The organism is Chryseobacterium bernardetii (assembly GCF_003815975.1).
Lineage (GTDB): Bacteria > Bacteroidota > Bacteroidia > Flavobacteriales > Weeksellaceae > Chryseobacterium > Chryseobacterium bernardetii.
Genome location: NZ_CP033932.1, coordinates 2,800,056 through 2,817,616, shown reverse-complemented (window position 1 = coordinate 2,817,616; position 17,561 = coordinate 2,800,056). Strand labels below are relative to the sequence as shown.

General features: G+C 36.1%; 19 protein-coding genes and 1 tRNA gene. 15 read left to right on the top strand and 5 right to left on the bottom strand.

The genetic code is table 11. The features are described from left to right. The first annotated feature begins 201 nt into the window (after positions 1–201). Positions 202–642, top strand: a complete 441-nt coding sequence (locus EG339_RS12980; RefSeq protein ID WP_123870414.1) for a MarR family winged helix-turn-helix transcriptional regulator — start codon at positions 202–204, stop codon at positions 640–642. A gap of 6 nt (positions 643–648) precedes the next feature. Continuing rightward, positions 649–3,060: a TonB-dependent receptor domain-containing protein gene (locus tag EG339_RS12975; protein ID WP_123870413.1), complete on the top strand. Its 2,412-nt coding sequence runs from the start codon at positions 649–651 to the stop codon at positions 3,058–3,060. 120 nt (positions 3,061–3,180) lie between these two features. Here the strand turns inward: EG339_RS12975 and EG339_RS12970 are convergent, their stop codons facing one another. Next, complete coding sequence (locus EG339_RS12970) at positions 3,181–5,421, bottom strand: polyribonucleotide nucleotidyltransferase (RefSeq protein ID WP_123870412.1); 2,241 nt, start codon at positions 5,419–5,421, stop codon at positions 3,181–3,183. A 212-nt stretch (positions 5,422–5,633) separates the two neighbouring features. Here EG339_RS12970 and EG339_RS12965 point away from each other — a divergent pair, with 212 nt between their 5' ends. Next, positions 5,634–6,851 carry a hypothetical protein gene (locus tag EG339_RS12965; protein WP_123870411.1) on the top strand — a complete coding sequence of 406 codons (1,218 nt, stop codon included), beginning with the start codon at positions 5,634–5,636 and terminating at the stop codon, positions 6,849–6,851. Positions 6,852–7,130: 279 nt separating this feature from the next. Continuing rightward, the gene (locus tag EG339_RS12960; RefSeq protein WP_225717674.1) at positions 7,131–8,543 is read left to right on the top strand and encodes a sugar MFS transporter; all 1,413 of its coding nucleotides are present in this window, start codon (positions 7,131–7,133) and stop codon (positions 8,541–8,543) included. A gap of 281 nt (positions 8,544–8,824) precedes the next feature. Here EG339_RS12960 and rpsO read toward each other — a convergent pair whose 3' ends face one another. After that, a complete protein-coding gene (gene rpsO / locus EG339_RS12955) occupies positions 8,825–9,094 on the bottom strand; it encodes a 30S ribosomal protein S15 (protein ID WP_045494446.1) in 270 nt (89 codons plus the stop codon). Positions 9,095–9,267: 173 nt separating this feature from the next. Between rpsO and EG339_RS12950 the strand changes: the two genes are divergently transcribed. The 7 genes from EG339_RS12950 to mgtE all read left to right on the top strand — a co-directional run bounded on the left by EG339_RS12950 (position 9,268) and on the right by mgtE (position 12,809). Then, positions 9,268–9,816, top strand: coding sequence for a pyruvate decarboxylase (locus EG339_RS12950; protein ID WP_123870409.1), 549 nt, complete (start codon positions 9,268–9,270; stop codon positions 9,814–9,816). A 416-nt stretch (positions 9,817–10,232) separates the two neighbouring features. Next, positions 10,233–10,379, top strand: coding sequence for a bacteriocin-like protein (locus EG339_RS24850; RefSeq protein WP_410671650.1), 147 nt, complete (start codon positions 10,233–10,235; stop codon positions 10,377–10,379). A 156-nt stretch (positions 10,380–10,535) separates the two neighbouring features. Further along, on the top strand, positions 10,536–10,679 hold the full coding sequence (locus EG339_RS24290) for a bacteriocin-like protein (RefSeq protein WP_164465456.1): 144 nt from the start codon (positions 10,536–10,538) through the stop codon (positions 10,677–10,679). Between the two features lie 18 nt (positions 10,680–10,697). Beyond that, positions 10,698–10,844: a bacteriocin-like protein gene (locus EG339_RS24845; RefSeq protein ID WP_410671647.1), complete on the top strand. Its 147-nt coding sequence runs from the start codon at positions 10,698–10,700 to the stop codon at positions 10,842–10,844. 150 nt (positions 10,845–10,994) lie between these two features. Beyond that, on the top strand, positions 10,995–11,144 hold the full coding sequence (locus EG339_RS24285; protein ID WP_164465454.1) for a bacteriocin-like protein: 150 nt from the start codon (positions 10,995–10,997) through the stop codon (positions 11,142–11,144). Between the two features lie 17 nt (positions 11,145–11,161). Next, the gene (locus tag EG339_RS24840; protein WP_410671645.1) at positions 11,162–11,323 is read left to right on the top strand and encodes a bacteriocin-like protein; all 162 of its coding nucleotides are present in this window, start codon (positions 11,162–11,164) and stop codon (positions 11,321–11,323) included. A 163-nt stretch (positions 11,324–11,486) separates the two neighbouring features. Then, positions 11,487–12,809, top strand: a complete 1,323-nt coding sequence (mgtE, locus tag EG339_RS12945; RefSeq protein WP_123870408.1) for a magnesium transporter — start codon at positions 11,487–11,489, stop codon at positions 12,807–12,809. A gap of 77 nt (positions 12,810–12,886) precedes the next feature. Here the strand turns inward: mgtE and EG339_RS24280 are convergent, their stop codons facing one another. Continuing rightward, complete coding sequence (locus EG339_RS24280; protein ID WP_164466440.1) at positions 12,887–13,039, bottom strand: hypothetical protein; 153 nt, start codon at positions 13,037–13,039, stop codon at positions 12,887–12,889. A gap of 197 nt (positions 13,040–13,236) precedes the next feature. Between EG339_RS24280 and EG339_RS12940 the strand changes: the two genes are divergently transcribed. Beyond that, positions 13,237–13,977 (top strand): ABC transporter substrate-binding protein, encoded by a 741-nt coding sequence (locus tag EG339_RS12940; protein ID WP_123870407.1) that lies wholly within the window; start codon positions 13,237–13,239, stop codon positions 13,975–13,977. 37 nt (positions 13,978–14,014) lie between these two features. Continuing rightward, positions 14,015–14,482, top strand: a complete 468-nt coding sequence (locus tag EG339_RS12935) for a cupin domain-containing protein (protein WP_123870406.1) — start codon at positions 14,015–14,017, stop codon at positions 14,480–14,482. A gap of 54 nt (positions 14,483–14,536) precedes the next feature. Here EG339_RS12935 and EG339_RS12930 read toward each other — a convergent pair whose 3' ends face one another. Next, positions 14,537–14,986: a GAF domain-containing protein gene (locus EG339_RS12930; protein WP_066695598.1), complete on the bottom strand. Its 450-nt coding sequence runs from the start codon at positions 14,984–14,986 to the stop codon at positions 14,537–14,539. 13 nt (positions 14,987–14,999) lie between these two features. Beyond that, complete coding sequence (locus EG339_RS12925) at positions 15,000–16,427, bottom strand: TonB-dependent receptor (RefSeq protein WP_123870405.1); 1,428 nt, start codon at positions 16,425–16,427, stop codon at positions 15,000–15,002. Between the two features lie 54 nt (positions 16,428–16,481). Between EG339_RS12925 and EG339_RS12920 the strand changes: the two genes are divergently transcribed. Further along, a complete protein-coding gene (locus EG339_RS12920; protein ID WP_123870404.1) occupies positions 16,482–17,249 on the top strand; it encodes an MBL fold metallo-hydrolase in 768 nt (255 codons plus the stop codon). A 92-nt stretch (positions 17,250–17,341) separates the two neighbouring features. Beyond that, positions 17,342–17,421 (top strand) — tRNA-Leu (locus tag EG339_RS12915). Positions 17,422–17,561: the final 140 nt, after the last annotated feature.

Below are 17,561 nucleotides of genomic sequence, written 5' to 3'. Positions count from 1 at the left end.
TTTTTATGATGACAAGTATACTTAAAATTATTTAAAAGTCATATAGGTATTTTCCCTATAGTTTGAATTAATATTTTTCAAATTCAACTATCATTTTCAATTCATTCATAAGTTTTTTTCAAAAAGTTGTAACAAAATAAAAATCCCATCAACAAATTAATTGACATATCAATAATTGATAAATCATTTTAATCTGAAAGTATGGAAAAATTAAATTCAATCATATTCTACAACATAGATAAAGCCATCAGAGCCTATAGAAACTATGCACAGCGCCAACTGAAAGCCCATGGTTTTAGCATAACCATTGATCAGTGGCTGATCATCAAAGCAATTCTGGAAAACCCGGGAATTACCCAGAATGAAATTGGTGATCTTGTTTTCAAGGACAATGCTTCTGTGACGAGAATTATTGATTTAATGGTAAAGTCCGAATATATTATAAGACACGCTCATCCTGATGACCGCAGAAAAACAAACCTTGAAGTCACAGATTCTGGTAAAAAAGTTATCCGAGAAGTACAGAATATTGTGGAAATTAACCGTGAAGCTGCATTGAAAGGGGTTTCAAAAGATGAGCTTGAAATGATGTATTCCGCTTTACTCAAAATTTCAGAAAACTGTCTCAACCCTAAAAAGTAAAACACTATGACCAGAATACTTTCGCTCATTTATTTGTGGCTGCTGCTGTTCACCAGCTTGCTATCAGCCCAAACAATACAGAATTTTTCCCTGTCGGGCAGTATTAAATCTGACAAGGTACAACAGATGGAGATCAGCCTTTTAGATGCTGACAATAAACTGATAAAAACAGAAATTGCAGATTCCAATGGAAAATTTGGGTTCAGTGATCTTAAAAGCGGTGCCTATCACTTAAAAATCAGCAGAAACGGATCTGAGGTTTACCACTCAGACAATATTTCATTAGCAGATAATACTACCCTTCCTTCTATTGATCTTACTATAAAATCTATTGAGGGAGTTACGATTACCAAAGCCAGGCCCATGATTGAAAGGCAGGATGGCAAGATGATTATGAATGTAGAAAACAGCATTGCCAGCACTGGAAATTCAGCTTTTGAAGTTTTGGAAAAGGCTCCGGGAATCAATATTGATAACAATGACAATATCAGCCTCCGCGGAAAAGGAAATCTGCTGATCCAGATTGATGGAAAAAATACTCCCATGACAGGAAGTGATCTTGCCAACTATCTTAAAGGAATCCCTTCCTCTACCATTGATAAAATAGAATTCATCACCAATCCTTCTTCAAAATATGATGCAGCAGGATCTTCCATTATTAATATCAAACTTAAAAAAGAACAGAGAAAAGGCACCAACGGAAGTATTTCCACCTCTTTAGGAACCGGAAAATATGTAAAGAACAACAATAGCTTCAGCATCAATCACAGAAATAAAAAGATCAATATTTTCGGGAACTACAGTTTTGCTTACAGGGAAGCCTATAACGGATTGGTACTGGATAGAAATTTTTATGAGAACAACAATTTCAGGAAAGCATATATACAGGATAATTATCTGAAATTCAAGTTCAACAGTCATGTAGCCAAAGCAGGAATGGATTATTATCTGGATGATAAAAACGTACTTGGCTTTTCTGTAGGATTGGTGTCTAACAAGTTCAATATCAACGGTGATAATTCCAATGTAACCCTGGGAAGCAATCATCTTCCGGAAAGCACTTTCACTACTGTAAATGCCTCAAACGACCGCTGGACGAACCTTTCTTTCAATCTTAACCACAAATACACAATTGACTCCTTAGGTTCTGAAATTTCTACTGATTTTGACTATATTAATTATGTTAATTCTTCACTGCAAAGTTTTGATACAAGAACTCATGAAATAGCCGATGGAACGGATAACCTGGATATTATCAAAGGGGATATGGACGGAAAACTGAACATTTATTCCTTAAAATCTGATCTGAATAAAAACTTTAAAAATGATTGGAAACTGGAAACGGGAATTAAAACCAGCTTTGTAAAAACAGATAACGATCTGAAATTCTTCAATGCCAGTTCCGGAGTGCTTATCCCCGACCTTTCCAAAACCAACCATTTTATTTATGAAGAAAATATTAATGCATTGTATGGGAATGTCTCAAAAAAATGGGATAAATTCAAAGCCACGACAGGCTTAAGAATGGAAAACACCAATGTAAAAGGAACCCAGCTTACCACCAACCAGATCAATAAAAGAAATTATACACAATTATTTCCAAGTGCTGTTTTTTCTTATGATATCACGGATAAAAGCAACCTTGAGGTCAATTTCAGCAGAAGAATCACAAGACCAAGCTATAACCAGCTTAATCCTTTTAAATTCTACCTTGATCCCACCACTCTGAAAGCCGGAAACCCTGACCTGAATGCCCAGACCACAATGAATTATGAGCTAACCTACAGCCTTAGCAACAAATATTTCGCCACATTAAGCTACAGCAAAACCTCAGACAATATTACAGATATCCTTAAACCTGTAGTGGAAAACGGACAGATCATTACAGTACAGACCATTGAAAACCTCAATTCTGCGTCTAACTTCGGCCTGTATCTCATTGTCCCGGTAAAAGTGACCAAATGGTGGGATATGAACAACAGTGCTAATTTTTACTATGGTTCCTATACCGGAAATGTTTCCGGAACACAAATCAATAATAAAGGAAACTTCACCTTTAATATCAATAGCATCAATTCATTCAAGCTTGGCAACGGTTACACTGCAGAACTTACAGGAAATTATAAAGCAAGAGAAGTGTATGCCTATCTGGATATGAGTCCGGTCTGGTATCTGAATATTGGAGCTCAGAAGAAATTTAAAAACAACAGCATACTGAAATTCTCTTTCACGGATATGTTCTTTACAAGCAATATAAAAGGGCAGACTGTTTATAATGATTATTTAGAAAACTTTGCAGTAAAGAGAGATACACGTGTGGTAACCCTTTCTTACACCTATAATTTTGGTTCTTCTAAAAATGGCCAGCCCAGAAAGACAGGAGGAGCAGATGATCTTAAGCAGAGAGTGGGAAGTTAGATCCTGAAGAGCTGTTGGATACTATATTAGAAACACAATGATTTCCAACAAAAACAAACCTATACAAAAACAAAAATCCCTCAAAATTGAGGGATTTTCTTTTATCTCTAAGAATAATTCTTATGCTTCAGCAGAAGGCTCCTGGCTAGCGGCTGGTTTCTCACCTTGTAGCTTTTGTCCTTCAGGTCTTCTTTGCCCGTCAGGTTTTCCTTGTCCTTCCGGTCTTGGTTTACCTTCTGGTCTTGGAGGTCTTGGTAAAAGAACTTTACGGGAAAGTTTCATTTTCTTACGATCATCGTAACCCATAAATTTAACTTCTACTTCATCACCTTCAGCATAAGGAACTTTGTCTAAACGAGCCCATTCAATTTCTGAAATGTGAAGTAAACCTTCTGTTCCTTTAGCAATTGCAACGAAAGCTCCGAAGTCCATTACTTTCACTACTTTACCTTTGTAAACTTCACCTACAACCGGTACGAAAGTAATTTCATTGATCTTAGCAATAGCAGCATTGATCTTTTCTCTGTCTGTTCCTGCAATTTCGATACGTCCGATTTCTCCGATCTCTTCAATAGCAATAACAGTATCAGTATCTTTTTGTAATTGTTGGATAATTTTTCCACCAGGCCCGATTACTGCTCCAATGAAGTCTTTAGCGATCTCCATTACTACCATTTTCGGAGCGTGAGGTTTCACGTCTGCTCTTGGCTGAGCAATTGTTTCTGTGATTTTGTTCAGGATGTGTAATCTTCCGTCTTTAGCCTGCATCAAAGCTTTCTCCATGATATCCATAGATAATCCCTGGATTTTGATATCCATCTGGCAAGCAGTGATACCGTCTGCAGTACCTGTTACTTTGAAGTCCATATCTCCAAGGTGATCTTCATCTCCTAAGATATCAGAAAGTACAGTCCATTTTCCTGATTTCTTATCAGTAATCAATCCCATTGCAATACCGGAAACCGGTTTTGTAATCTGAACTCCGGCATCCATCAATGCCAATGTACCAGCACAAACTGTTGCCATTGAAGATGAACCGTTAGATTCAAGGATATCAGAAACGATTCTGATAGTATATGGGTTTTCTGCCGGAATAACAGCTGTTAAAGCTCTCTGAGCTAAGTTTCCGTGTCCTACTTCTCTTCTTGAAGTACCTCTCAAAGGTCTTGCTTCACCGGTTGAGAACGGAGGGAAGTTATAGTGTAGGAAAAATCTTTCGTCGTGCTGCGTAATTACGCTGTCGATCATATTGGCGTCCTTTACGGAACCTAAAGTTACAGCCGTTAAAGACTGAGTCTCTCCTCTTGTGAAGATTGCTGAACCGTGAGCTCCCGGAAGGTAATCGATTTCTGACCAGATTGGACGGATCGTTTGCGGATCACGGCCATCAAGACGGATATTATCTTCAAGGATCATCTGACGCATCGCTTCTTTCTCTACGTCATGGTAATATACTTTAACGAAAGGTGTTACTCTTGCTAATTCTTCTTCATTATCAGCATATTGAGCTAAGAACTCTTCAAGAACCGCTTTGAATTTCTCTCCTCTTTCTTCTTTGTTAGATGGAGTTTTTGCTACTTCATATACTTTATCATAGCACTCTTTCCATACTTTTTCACGAATTTCTTCGTCGTGCTCTTCGTGGCTGTATTCTCTCTTAGGGAAAGCTTTCCCTACTTTAGCCGCTAATCTCTCCTGAGCTTCAATCTGCTTTTTGATCTCCACATGAGCGAAGTTGATCGCTTCAAGCATTTCCTGCTCAGAAATTTCTTTCATTTCCCCTTCTACCATTACGATGGAGTCTTTAGTTGCTCCAACCATGATATCAATATCAGCTTTTAATAAGTTTTCATAGCTTGGGTTAACGGATAATTCTCCGTCAATTCTTACTACTCTCGCTTCAGACATTGGCCCATCAAAAGGAATATCTGTAATTGCGATTGCTGCAGAAGCTGCCAGACCTGCTAAAGCTTCAGGCATTACTGCTTTATCGTAAGAAATCAATGAGATCATCACCTGAACTTCCGCGTGGAAATCTTCAGGGAAAAGAGGACGTAATACTCTGTCCACCAATCTCATTGTAAGCACTTCATCATCAGATGGTTTTGCTTCTCTACGGAAGAAATTTCCAGGAATTCTTCCACCTGCATAGAACTTTTCTCTGTAATCTACCGTTAATGGTAAAAAATCTACACCAGGATTTGCTTCTTTGTTGGCTACAACAGTTGCTAAAAGCATTGTTCCACCACATTTAACCACCACGGATCCGTCGGCCTGCTTAGCCAGCTTCCCCGTTTCAATAGTGATTTCCCTGCCGTCTGCAAGGATAACCGTTTCTGTAAACGCTTGAGGTATACTCATATAATTTGCTTCTTTATACTCCGTATTGAGTATGATTAATATTTAAACTCTTTAAATTTTCGTCTGCAAAGGTAATATTTAATAATGATATATTAAATTTTCATATGAATAAATAATGCGTCAAGTTCTGACGTATTGACCCATTACTTTTGTTTCATAGATAAAACTTCTCTAGAAAACTTCACTATTTATATTATCCAAAAAACAAAATTATGACTTTTACCGATGTCTTTTTTTCAACAGCAAATACTAATACCGACAGCCTGGTACAACTTATTGATAGCTATACCAATGAAAATGTAAACTTTAAACAAACCAATGTATGGATTGACGGAACAGCAATGGACGATACCAAAGTTGATAACATTATTTACAGAAAAAAAACGAATCTTTCCGATAATCCCTTTTATTATGTAAGAACTGATGTTTTAAATGGTGATTTAGATGTAAGAATATTTGGAGTAAAAGCTGATGATATTCAAGATGACACTTCAGCATTACAGGCAGCATTCAATACAGCTTGCAAACTGGGACTTAACATTATTCTTCCTTCCGGAACCATGAAAACAACCCAAGGACTGATTTTAGATTTTTCATTACAAGAAACTATATTCAGCCGTATTCAGATCATTGGAAAAGGGGTAGGAAATTCTATAATTACAAACTCAGGACCTACTTCTATTGCCTTGTTGATTAAAGGACCAGCAGACCCTTCTAAGCCTCCCTATTTTTCTATCAGCGACCTTACAATCACTAAACCAGTAGGACAAACTCGTTATGGAGCCGGACTGCTAATTCAGGATTTTGTGGGTGCCAATGTTAACAATATTGAAATTTCTGTATTTGATATCGGTTTTCAACTGATTAATACCTGCAATGCTCAGATTTCTTTTTTGGTTTCCAAGTATTGTAATTATGGTATGTACAATGAAATAACTAAAATCCCTAAGGGATTCACTTACCCCAACCTGCTTAATTTCCGTAATTGTACTTTTTTAGGTAATGTGATGTATGGTGCTGTCATTATTTCCGGACACGCTGTGAAATTTGATTCTTGTGGTTTTGAAGGTAACCTCGGAGTAGGTCTGCAATTTACATTTGCTGGTTATAATGGCCGTGAAGCTCTAAGTTTGGTAAATAACTATTTTGAAAGCAACGCCAATCACGATCTTTATTTTGAAACTTCGTCAATGACCGCTCTATCTTTAATTTCCAATACATTTAACAAAAATATTGTGGGTAGAACCAATGATGTAGTTATTAATAACTTATACAACAATCAGGTATATATGAGCTCGTTAAGTAATTCTTTTGGTTATTACAATGCATATATTCCATCTGCGTCCTCCAAAAACATTTTTTATATGGGAGATCCTTCAAAATTTCATTTGCTAAATAACGATATGCACCAATCAAGTTTAGAAAGCTAATTGATTTTTTATCAATCATTATAAACAGCCTAAAAAGGCTGTTTCTTTATTTTAAATAGTATTGTTTAATTTTTTATTGTCCCAAAAAAAGAAAATAGTATTTTTATCTTCCCAAAAGATATACATGTCATTATAAAAAATAGTAAAACCATTGCAGAAACATAGGCTGATCCTTATATTTGCCCTACTTCACAAATTAATATGTTGTTGGCAAAAAATAAGGATAATTCCTTACAAAAGACAGAGCCTCATCAGCTCTCCTATATTAAATAAATGTTTATGAATAAAGAAGTACAATCGCAAAGCAGGAATTATACGGTTCCATTGATTACCATTACCCTGCTTTTTTTTATGTGGGGATTCATTACCTGCATGAATGATATCCTGATCCCCTATCTGAAACAGCTTTTCAAGCTCACTTTTTTCGAATCCATGTTGGTACAGTTCTGTTTTTTTGGAGCTTACTTTATCGGTTCATTAATTTATTTCCTGATTTCCATTTCAAAGGGTGACCCTATTAACAAAGTGGGATATAAAAAAGGAATCCTGTTCGGAATCGGTTTGGCCGCATTGGGCTGTATCCTGTTTTATCCGGCAGCCACATTCTCTTATTACCCACTATTCCTGGGAGCTTTATTTATCCTTGGACTAGGCTTCACCGTATTACAAATCACCGCCAATGCCTATGTTTCCCTGCTTGGTTCAGAAGAATCTGCATCCAGCCGGTTGAATATGACCCAGGCTTTCAATGCTTTCGGAACTACGATTGCACCGGTATTGGGTGGACACTTGATTTTTGAATTATTTTCTGAACCCGACGGAACTTTCAGTGCGGTGGCAACCAGAATTCCTTATTTAATTTTTGCTGCTATCCTTTTATTGGTAGGGCTATTAATTTCAAGAGTAAAACTCCCTTCTTTTCAAACGGAAACTGAAGAAACCGTACAAGGCTGGGGTGCTTTGAAATTCAGCCACTTAAAATTTGGAGTTTTTGCTATGTTTTGTTACGTGGGAGGTGAAGTAGCCGTAGGAAGTTTCATCATCAGTTTCCTTGAAGAAACCATGAAGTTCAATGAAGCCATCAGTAAAAATTATCTTTCTTTATATTGGGGCGGAGCCATGATCGGGCGTTTCCTAGGAGCAATTTCATTAAACCAATCCATTAGCCAGGCAAAAAAAGCTGTTTTTATGCTGGGTGCGGCAACCTTGGTTTTCCTGGTTATTTTCAGTATTGTAAATCTTAGTTTTGAGCAGATCAGCTTTTTCTTAGTCTTCATACTACTGAATTTCGCAGCATTCTTTGTAGGTAAAGCAGCTCCGGCTAGAACCCTTTCTATTTTTGCAGCCATCAACGTTATCTTACTGATTTCTACAATGGTTAGCCATGGAGAAATGGCAATGTACAGCGTTTTAGGAATCGGGATTTTCAACTCCATCATGTTCTCTAATATTTATACATTAGCAATTTCAGGATTGGGAAAATATACAAGCCAAGGTTCATCTTTAGTGGTAATGGCCATTCTGGGAGGAGCTATTGTTCCTATTTTCCAGGGTTATCTTGCCGATCAGTTCGGCGTACAGCATTCATTCATTATTCCTGTATTCTGTTATCTCATCATCCTAATTTTTGGAGCTTACTGTACCAAATATCTTGGGCATGTAGAAGCCACTGAGGCCAAATCAGGACATTAAATAATGCACATATCAAAAAACAGGCTGCTTCACTTTTGAAGCAGCCTGTTTCTTTTTTAAGACTTCATTCATGTTCCTATACGGTAACAAATAAAAATCTTATTATTAAGGATATATTGAGTAATAACCAGGCGTTAACTTATTGGTAGCTTTCATCCGTAACTTTGTTTCTGAACTCTCCACCTAAAGCCTCTCTATTCAACTTATTTCAGGATGGGACACATGCACAATAAAAAAAGCAACCTCTTTCGAAGTTGCTTTATTTTGAAAATCTTTATAGATTATTTTCTTAAACCTAATGCAGCAATAATAGCTCTGTATCTTGCGATATCTTTCTTTTTAAGGTAATCTAGTAAACTTTTTCTCTTACCTACCAATTTCACTAGAGATCTCTCTGTGTTGAAATCATGACGGTTAGCCTTTAAGTGCTGAGATAAGTGGTTGATTCTGAAAGTGAAAAGAGCGATTTGTCCTTCTGCGCTTCCTGTGTCCTGTGCAGATTTTCCATGTTGTGCGAAAATTTCCTGCTTTTTGTCTGTTGTTAAGTACATTCCAATATTATTTAATGATTATTATGTAACGGGTGCAAAATTACGATTATTTTTTGATTCCACAAACATTATTGATTTCATGAATCAAAATTGATAGAAAAAAATGTTAAAAATTTCTTAATAAATTTCACAAAATTCAACGAAAAGGCAGTAATTTTGCATTCGAATTACAAATGAGAAAATTTATATTCTTTACAGCAGTTACTACTTTTTTATTTATTGGCTTTACTTCAGTAAAAGCACAAAGAAACGCTGATGATAAAATAAAAAAAGTTCTATACTTCAATCCCGAGGTAGAACCCGATATTGATGAAATTAAGGAACCTACCAATAATGCATTCTTTGATGCCGTTTCCGATAATTTCAGTGGAAGAAGAAATAAAATGCTTCGTGCAGAAGTTCAGGTTCCTTTTGATAGTATAGACAAACAGACCATCATGGATTACTGTTCCAATAATGATGCAGATTTTGCTATTGTTTCTAAAGTGCGTTATTTTAAGGTAGGTTTTGGAAAATATGTTTTCTCTAATCAGGTGGTAGTAAGCATGAAGCTTTTTGGAGCTGACGGAAATCTGGTTACAGAAACAGATCATGATACCTACCGCAAAAATATGCGTCTACTGGGATCTACAGTAAATTCTGTAAAAATAGGTACAGAAGGAGCTATTAAAGGAATCATTAAAAAACTGAGAAAACTGAAACCAACGGAAGCGGAATTGTAAAGTTCAAGGTTTTAGGTTTAAAGTTCAGTCAGAAATATTACCATTGGTGGAATTTTCATTAGTCAATTTGCTTAGCAGGTAAATCATCGATGATGGTCCGAATTCTATTTTCTCCTTTATTTTCAATCATCAAAATAAGAACATGGCAGGCAGGCAATATCTGCTCATAACCCTTTATTCTTATATATAGTTATTATTTACATTACTACTCCTCTTTCATTACTTTTAGGTTGACATAATTATCCAGAATTATAATCCTTTTTGCCTCCAATTCATCATGCCTGTTTATCATAAGCAGTTTTTTCTATTTTCAAAAAGAAAACAACAAACAACTGATATCTAATTAATTATTTTCACCAAATAATGAATAATTGAAAAAAATTATTATTTTAGACTAACATTAAAACCAAAAATCTATGAAAAATTTAAAAAAAATCAACAGAGAAGCAGCAAAGCAAATCAATGGAGGAGCTATTGCAAGATGTAGCAATACAAGACCATGTACAATAGGATGGTGTTGTGATGGTGTTTGTAGTCCCTACATATGCCCTATATTAGATTAGAAAATAAAAATGCACTTAGCATCTGCTTCAGCAGATGCTTTTTTATAACAGAAATCAAAAAAAACAAAATATTGATTATCAGAATATTACCATGGTAAAATAATGGCTAATTTAAAAACCATCACTATTTAGACTTACATTAAAAACCAAAAATCTATGAAAAATTTAAAAAAAATCAGCAGAGAAACCGCAAAACAAATTAATGGCGGAAAGATGGAAAGATGTAATGAAAACAATCCGTGCCCGGTGGGATGGTGCTGTAATGGAATTTGCTCACCATTTATTTGCCTGGAATACTAACCTTTATATACAGATAATATGAAAAATTTAAAAAAACTCAGCAGACAAGTACAAAAGAAAATCAAAGGCAGCGGGCCTTTCAAAAGATGTACAGAGCATTATGAGTGCCCAGGCGGATCATGCTGCCACAATACCTGTGTTATTAATCCATGTCCCCTGGAATAACATACAATCATTACAGACACCTATATTCGTAAATATTTTCATTTAAGACATCAATAAATCATTGATTGACAATAAAATATTTTCACATACAAATGAATAATATAGAAATATTTACTATTTTAGTCTAACATTAATCTAAACTATAACTATATGAAAAATCTAAAAAAACTCAGCAGAAAAGCTGCTAAACAAATTAATGGCGGTATAGGACTGTTCAGATGCAGTGCAACAAGACCTTGTTCCGTTGGATATTGCTGTAATGGAGAATGCCTTGATCATGACTGTGTGATAGAGCCTTAATTAAATAGTCATACTTTATGAAGAATTTAAAGCTTAAGAAGCTCAGCAGGCCGGAACAAAAAAACATTAAAGGAAGTGGAATAAAAAAGTGTGGTGACAATTCAGATTGCGGACCATACCAATGCTGTACAAATGCTGTCTGTATATATATTCCCACCTCAGAATGCGAACCAATTTAAAGAATATTGGAATTTAAAATTTAATTTTTGCACATCCGCTTCGGCGGGTGTTTTTTTTGCCCTTATACTGAAGTAATAAACTTTAATTAATCCTTAATTTTACCAGTTTATTGCTCAGTCTTAAAAATTTGAATTATTTTTGCATATCCTAAAATTTCACGTTTTGAACTCTAGAGACGAACTTATCTTCAACCCTGCCGATATTGCCGAAACTCTCAGCGAACTTCCAGCTGATGAACGGCTGCTCGCGTTCCTGAAGGTTCCTAAAGAGTACAAAGCAGAAGTTTTTTCCCATCTTGATCCGGATTTTCAGGAAGATACGATCAGAAGTATCGGAAGCGACGAGGTTTCCGAAATTCTGAATGCCATGACTCCTGATGACAGGACTGCTCTTTTTGAAGACTTTCCTGATGAACTGATTAAGTATTCTATCAATCACCTTAATCCACAGGAAAGAAGAATTGCCTTAAAACTATTGGGTTACAACTCTGATTCTATTGCCCGTCTGATGACGCCTTATTATATCCAGATCCGTAAGGAATGGACTGTAAAAAGATGTCTGCAGCAGATCAAAAAGGTAGGTAGAAAAGTGGAAACCATGAACTACCTGTATGTAGTGGATGAAAGAAACCGCCTGATTGATGACCTTGCAATCGGTACCTTACTATTGGAAGAGGAGGATACTCTGGTTTCGGATATGACAGACAATCATTTTGTAGCCATCACCACCACAACATCTAAAGAGGATGCAGTAACATATTTCGAAAAATATGACCGCGGTGCTCTTCCTATTATAACAGAGGCTGGTGTTCTGGTGGGAATTGTAACAATTGATGATATCCTTGACCAGATTGAACAGCAAAATACCGAGGACATTCAGAAGTTCGGGGGATTGGAAGCATTAGATCTTCCCTATACTCAAACTTCGTGGACAGAAATGATTAAGAAAAGGGCAACATGGCTTATTATTTTATTTGTTTCTGAAATGCTGACTGCTTCAGCAATGGGCTATTTTGATAAGGAAATTGAAAAAGCAGTTGTTCTTGCCCTGTTTGTTCCATTGATTATTTCAAGTGGAGGAAACTCTGGATCCCAGGCTGCAACCTTGATTATCCGTGCTATGGCGCTTCAGGAGATCAATCTTAAAGACTGGTGGTACGTTATGAGAAAGGAAATCATCTCCGGTTTGTGTTTGGGAGCTATTTTGGGAGTAATTGGCTTTATCCGAATTATGCTTTGGCAAAAAATCGGGCTTTTCGACTATGGCCAATATTGGGTGTATGTAGGATTGAGTGTTTCCGTTTCCCTGATTGCTATTGTACTATGGGGAACTTTATCCGGTTCTATGATTCCTTTTGTTTTAAAGAAGTTAAAGCTTGACCCTGCCACATCTTCTGCTCCATTTGTAGCCACATTGGTAGATGTTACAGGATTAATCATCTATTTTACGGTAGCCGGTTTATTTCTAACAGGAAAATTACTTTAGAGGTATCTGACCTAAATACATATTGAATAAACCCTCCATAACCCTATTCAGGATTATGAAGAGCTAATGGTTATTGTCTAGGGTTGTGGACAAAATATACTCATTAAATCACATGGTACATGAGTTCCTGTAATTTCACAAAACATTGTACACTCGCCTTTTGGTGGTATTTTTTCACCACCTTTAATTTTTTTCAGCTCTTTTCTCTCAATACTTTTTAAATTTTTCATGTTTAAAATCGTTTTTAATTAATCCCCCTACTCTATTAGCTTTTCAGGTACCGCTGTTTTCATTGAACCAAAATAACAAATTAATCAACATGAATCACCAGTAAGGGAAAATTTAAACACAATAGTTAAAAAAACACTACTTTACAGATTAACCACCATTATTATCTCAAGTTTATATATTTTCTTATCTTTAAGAGATGAAAGTGATCTCTCTAGTACCATCCATCACAGAGGCATTATTTGATTTAGGCCTTACCGAAAATGAAATTATCGGGAGAACGAAATTCTGTATTCATCCCAAAGAAAAGGTAAAAAATGTTCCTATTATTGGTGGAACAAAAAATATTAATATTGATAAAATAAAGGCGCTGCAACCGGATATCATTCTTGCCAATAAAGAGGAAAATATCAAAGAACAGGTAGAAGCTTTAATGGATAACTTCAAGGTTATGGTAACCAATGTAGAAACCATTGAAGATAATTATTACCTGCTTAAAAACCTTGGAAAAATGCTGGGTAAGGAAGAAAGGGCACAACTCTTCAATCTTAAGATCTACGAGATTCTTAATCAGACTAAACTTGAATTCCCGGTAAAAGCGGCTTATCTTATCTGGAAAAATCCGTATATGACCATTGGTTCAGATACGTTCATTCATAAAATACTTACGGAAATAGGTTTTGAAAATATTTTTAAAGATAAAATCAGGTATCCGGAAATTACCGCTGAAGACCTGGGTAAAGCAGAGGTGATTATGCTGTCTTCCGAACCATTCCCTTTCAAAGAAAAGCATATTGAAGAGCTAAGAGCTTTTTATCCCGATAAAAAGATCATGATTGTGGATGGTGAAGCATTTTCCTGGTATGGAACCCATATCGCAAAGTGTGAGAACTATTTTAAAGAATTGCTGGCAGAAATACATGCCATGCAGCAAAGCTGATTTTTTCATTATAAACTCTAAACATTAAACTTTTTATATGTCCGGTACTGTTATATTATCTGAGGGAACAGAATTCAATCATGTTATACAGGAGGTTTCGAAATACATTCACCTGTATGTAATGCCATTTGGAAAAAATGAACGAACTTTCATACGTATTGATAAACGTGAAAATATGTATGGTGGAAAGGGAATTGTACATATGATACAGATGTTCGATCAGAACGAACTGGCTAATAACCGGCTGGCGGCTTATATGGTTTTATTGAACAAAGGTGACGAGTCCGGATTTCATACTCATAATGTAAGAAATGAAGAAGAATTGTATGTGGTTGTACATGGAACAGGTGAATACCGGGAAAGAACCGGAACAGAGGGGGCCATCCGTACAAAAACGCTTCAAAAAGGAGATATTACAGCCATAAGTTCTATAGGGTATCACTCTATTGAAAATACGGGTGATGAGCCTTTAATCATGTTTGTTATTACAACCAACAATCCATAAAAATAAAAACTCCGACCTTATGGCCGGAGTTTTTTATATTCTTATTAAATTTACTTACAAAATCTTGGAAACTTCATTACAAAGCCATTCCAACAATTCACGGTCTTCAGCCGTAAAAGGATCAATAGTGTGAGAATCAATATCAATTTGCCCGATGTTTTTTCCGTCTTTAAATATCGGGACTACAATTTCAGCTTTGGTATCAATTGAACAGCTTAAATAATTGCTTTCTTCATGTACATCAGGCACTACAAAGGTTTCATTGGAAACAGCTACCTGTCCACAAATCCCCTTTCCGTAAGGAATGATGGTATGATCCGTTGGGGCTCCCACATAAGGTCCTAAGATCAACTCATCCTTATCTCCGTTTTTAAAATAGAAACCTGTCCAGTTGAAATAAGAGATTTCCTGGTCTAACAGGTGGCAAACTTTTTCAAGCTTCTCTTCTGTATTATGTTTTGGACTTTCTAGAATAGAGGAAAGTCTTTTTTTTAATTCTGACATTATATTAATATTTTTAAGAGAATTGTTTTAAAGGAAGTTCTTCTTTATAACCGAACATTCCGCGCTCTTTAATCATTTCCGCTACGCCTTCCGGAACCTGAGTTTCCCAGCCTTTAACGCAACAAGCTATTTTTCTTAAAATCTCCCTTGAATAAATTTCCAAAAACTCAGGATTGTAATCTGTAATATCTACAATACGGTTGTTTCGCATGAAATATTTATACAATTCCTTAAGGTTTTCCTCTACTTTAAGATTGGTAGAGTTCAGTAGCTGATGGGTCTCAGGATCTTTATAAGGGTACAGGTATACTCTCATCCCGTTTCGGAAGAACTTACCGAATGCTTCAAGGATTCCTCCTGAAAGGTCTTTATAATATTTTTCATCAAATACCATCAATAGGTTATTTACACCCATTGCTACTCCGATATTTCCACCCGTGTAAGACGCAAAATAATCAATAAGCCTATAGTATTCTGAGAAGTTTGAAATAATAACAGTATATCCTAATTTACCTAGAATATCTACTCTATCCAGGAAGTCTCTTTCATCAATATCTCCATCTGCTCTGAGGTTGGAAATGGTAATTTCGATAAGCACCTCTGTTTCTTCGTGAGTGCAGATGGCATCTTTCAGGAACATATCCATCCCTTTCTGAAGCATATCAATATTTACTTTGGTTACCGGTCTGAAGCTTCCCCTTACTGCAAAAATATTTTTCTTGTAAAGAACATCTGCCGGAAGCATATTGCTCCCCTGAGAGTTAAAGATCACCGCATCAGTCATTCCGTTCTTCACCAACTGAAGAGACATCAGTCTGTTATCAACATAAGCAAAAGCAGGCCCGCTGAAATCAATCATATCAATTTCAAGATTATCTTTTGCAATATCATCATATAGAGATTCTACTAAAGTTCTTGGATTATCAGAGTAATGAAAAGCCCCAAAAATAAGATTTACTCCAAGGTTCCCCAAGGTTTCCTGCTGAAGAGTAGCATCATTTTCTTTGAACTTCACATGGATTACAATTTCGTTGTAATCTTCATTTTCTTTAGTCTGAAAACGGATTCCCACCCAGCCGTGGCCTCTTACTGTTTTATCGAAGTTGATGGTGGTTACTGTATTGGCATAGGAAAAGAACTTTCTGTCCGGGTTATTATCCCTTGAAATTCTCTCTTCGATCAATGCTACTTCATAACGGAGCATTTTGCGAAGTCTGTTCTGGGTAACATACCTGTTTTTTACTTCTTTTCCGTAGATGGCATCACTAAAATCTTTGTCGTAAGCAGACATCGCTTTAGCAATCGTACCGGAAGCTCCCCCTGCTCTAAAAAAATGACGAACAGTCTCCTGCCCTGCTCCAATTTCTGCGAAAGTACCATAAATAGTAGGATCTAGATTAATTGTTAATGCTTTTTGTTTAGGAGTTAGTTTCTGATACATTAGGACATTAAATTTTTTGTAAATTTACCAAAATTAAACCAACCTCAAAACAAAATGAAGTTGAAATTTTTAGGAACCGGTACTTCCCAGGGCGTGCCCGTTATTGGCTGCACCTGTGAGGTGTGTATTTCCGAAAATCCCAAAGACAAGCGTCTTCGCTCTTCCGTAATGGTAACTACGGATGAAAATAAAAAAATACTTATTGATTGCGGTCCGGATTTCAGGCAGCAAATGCTTACCAACCACGAACATACTGTGGATCTGGCACTCATTACTCATGAACATAATGATCATGTGATTGGACTTGATGATATGCGTCCACTCATTTTTAAAAGTGGAAAGGACGTTCCGCTCTACTGCTATTCAAGAGTTGCCCATGAAATCAAAAACCGTTTTCCTTACGCTTTTGCTGATGTAAGATACCCTGGTGCACCGGCTTTTGAGCTTCATGAGATCGAGAATAAACCGTTCAGGGTTTTAGATACGGATATCACTCCTATTGAAGTAATTCACTTTAAAATAAGCGTGTTTGGATATAAATTTAAAAACCTTGCTTATATTACAGATGCAGGCTTTATTTCTGATACGGAAAAGAAAAAGTTAAAGAATCTGGATGTGCTAATTTTAAATTGCATCAGGAAATTTGATCCGCATCCGGCCCATTTTATCCTTCCTGATGTAATCAAACTGTTTGAAGAGCTAAAACCTAAAAAATTATTTTTAACCCATATCAGTCATCATCTGGGGCTTCATGATATTGAAGATAAACAGCTTCCGGATGGAATACATCTTGCCTACGATGGTTTGGAGATTAATTTTTAAAAAAATTATGGAAAAAGCTTTTGAACATTGAAAAAAGTTCCTATATTTGCACACCAATTTGAAACAAACATCACGTTTGAAGTAAACATCAAGCCCAGGTGGCGGAATTGGTAGACGCGCTGGTCTCAAACACCAGTTCTTAGGAGTACCGGTTCGATCCCGGTCCTGGGTACAAAAATCCCCTGAAATCATTTGATTTTCAGGGGATTTTACTTTTTAGGGTGGTCAAAAGGGTGGCTAAAATTTATTTCATTATTGTTGTACAGACGCAAAGAAATATTTAATTTTATTACCGATTGACTATTCTATAAT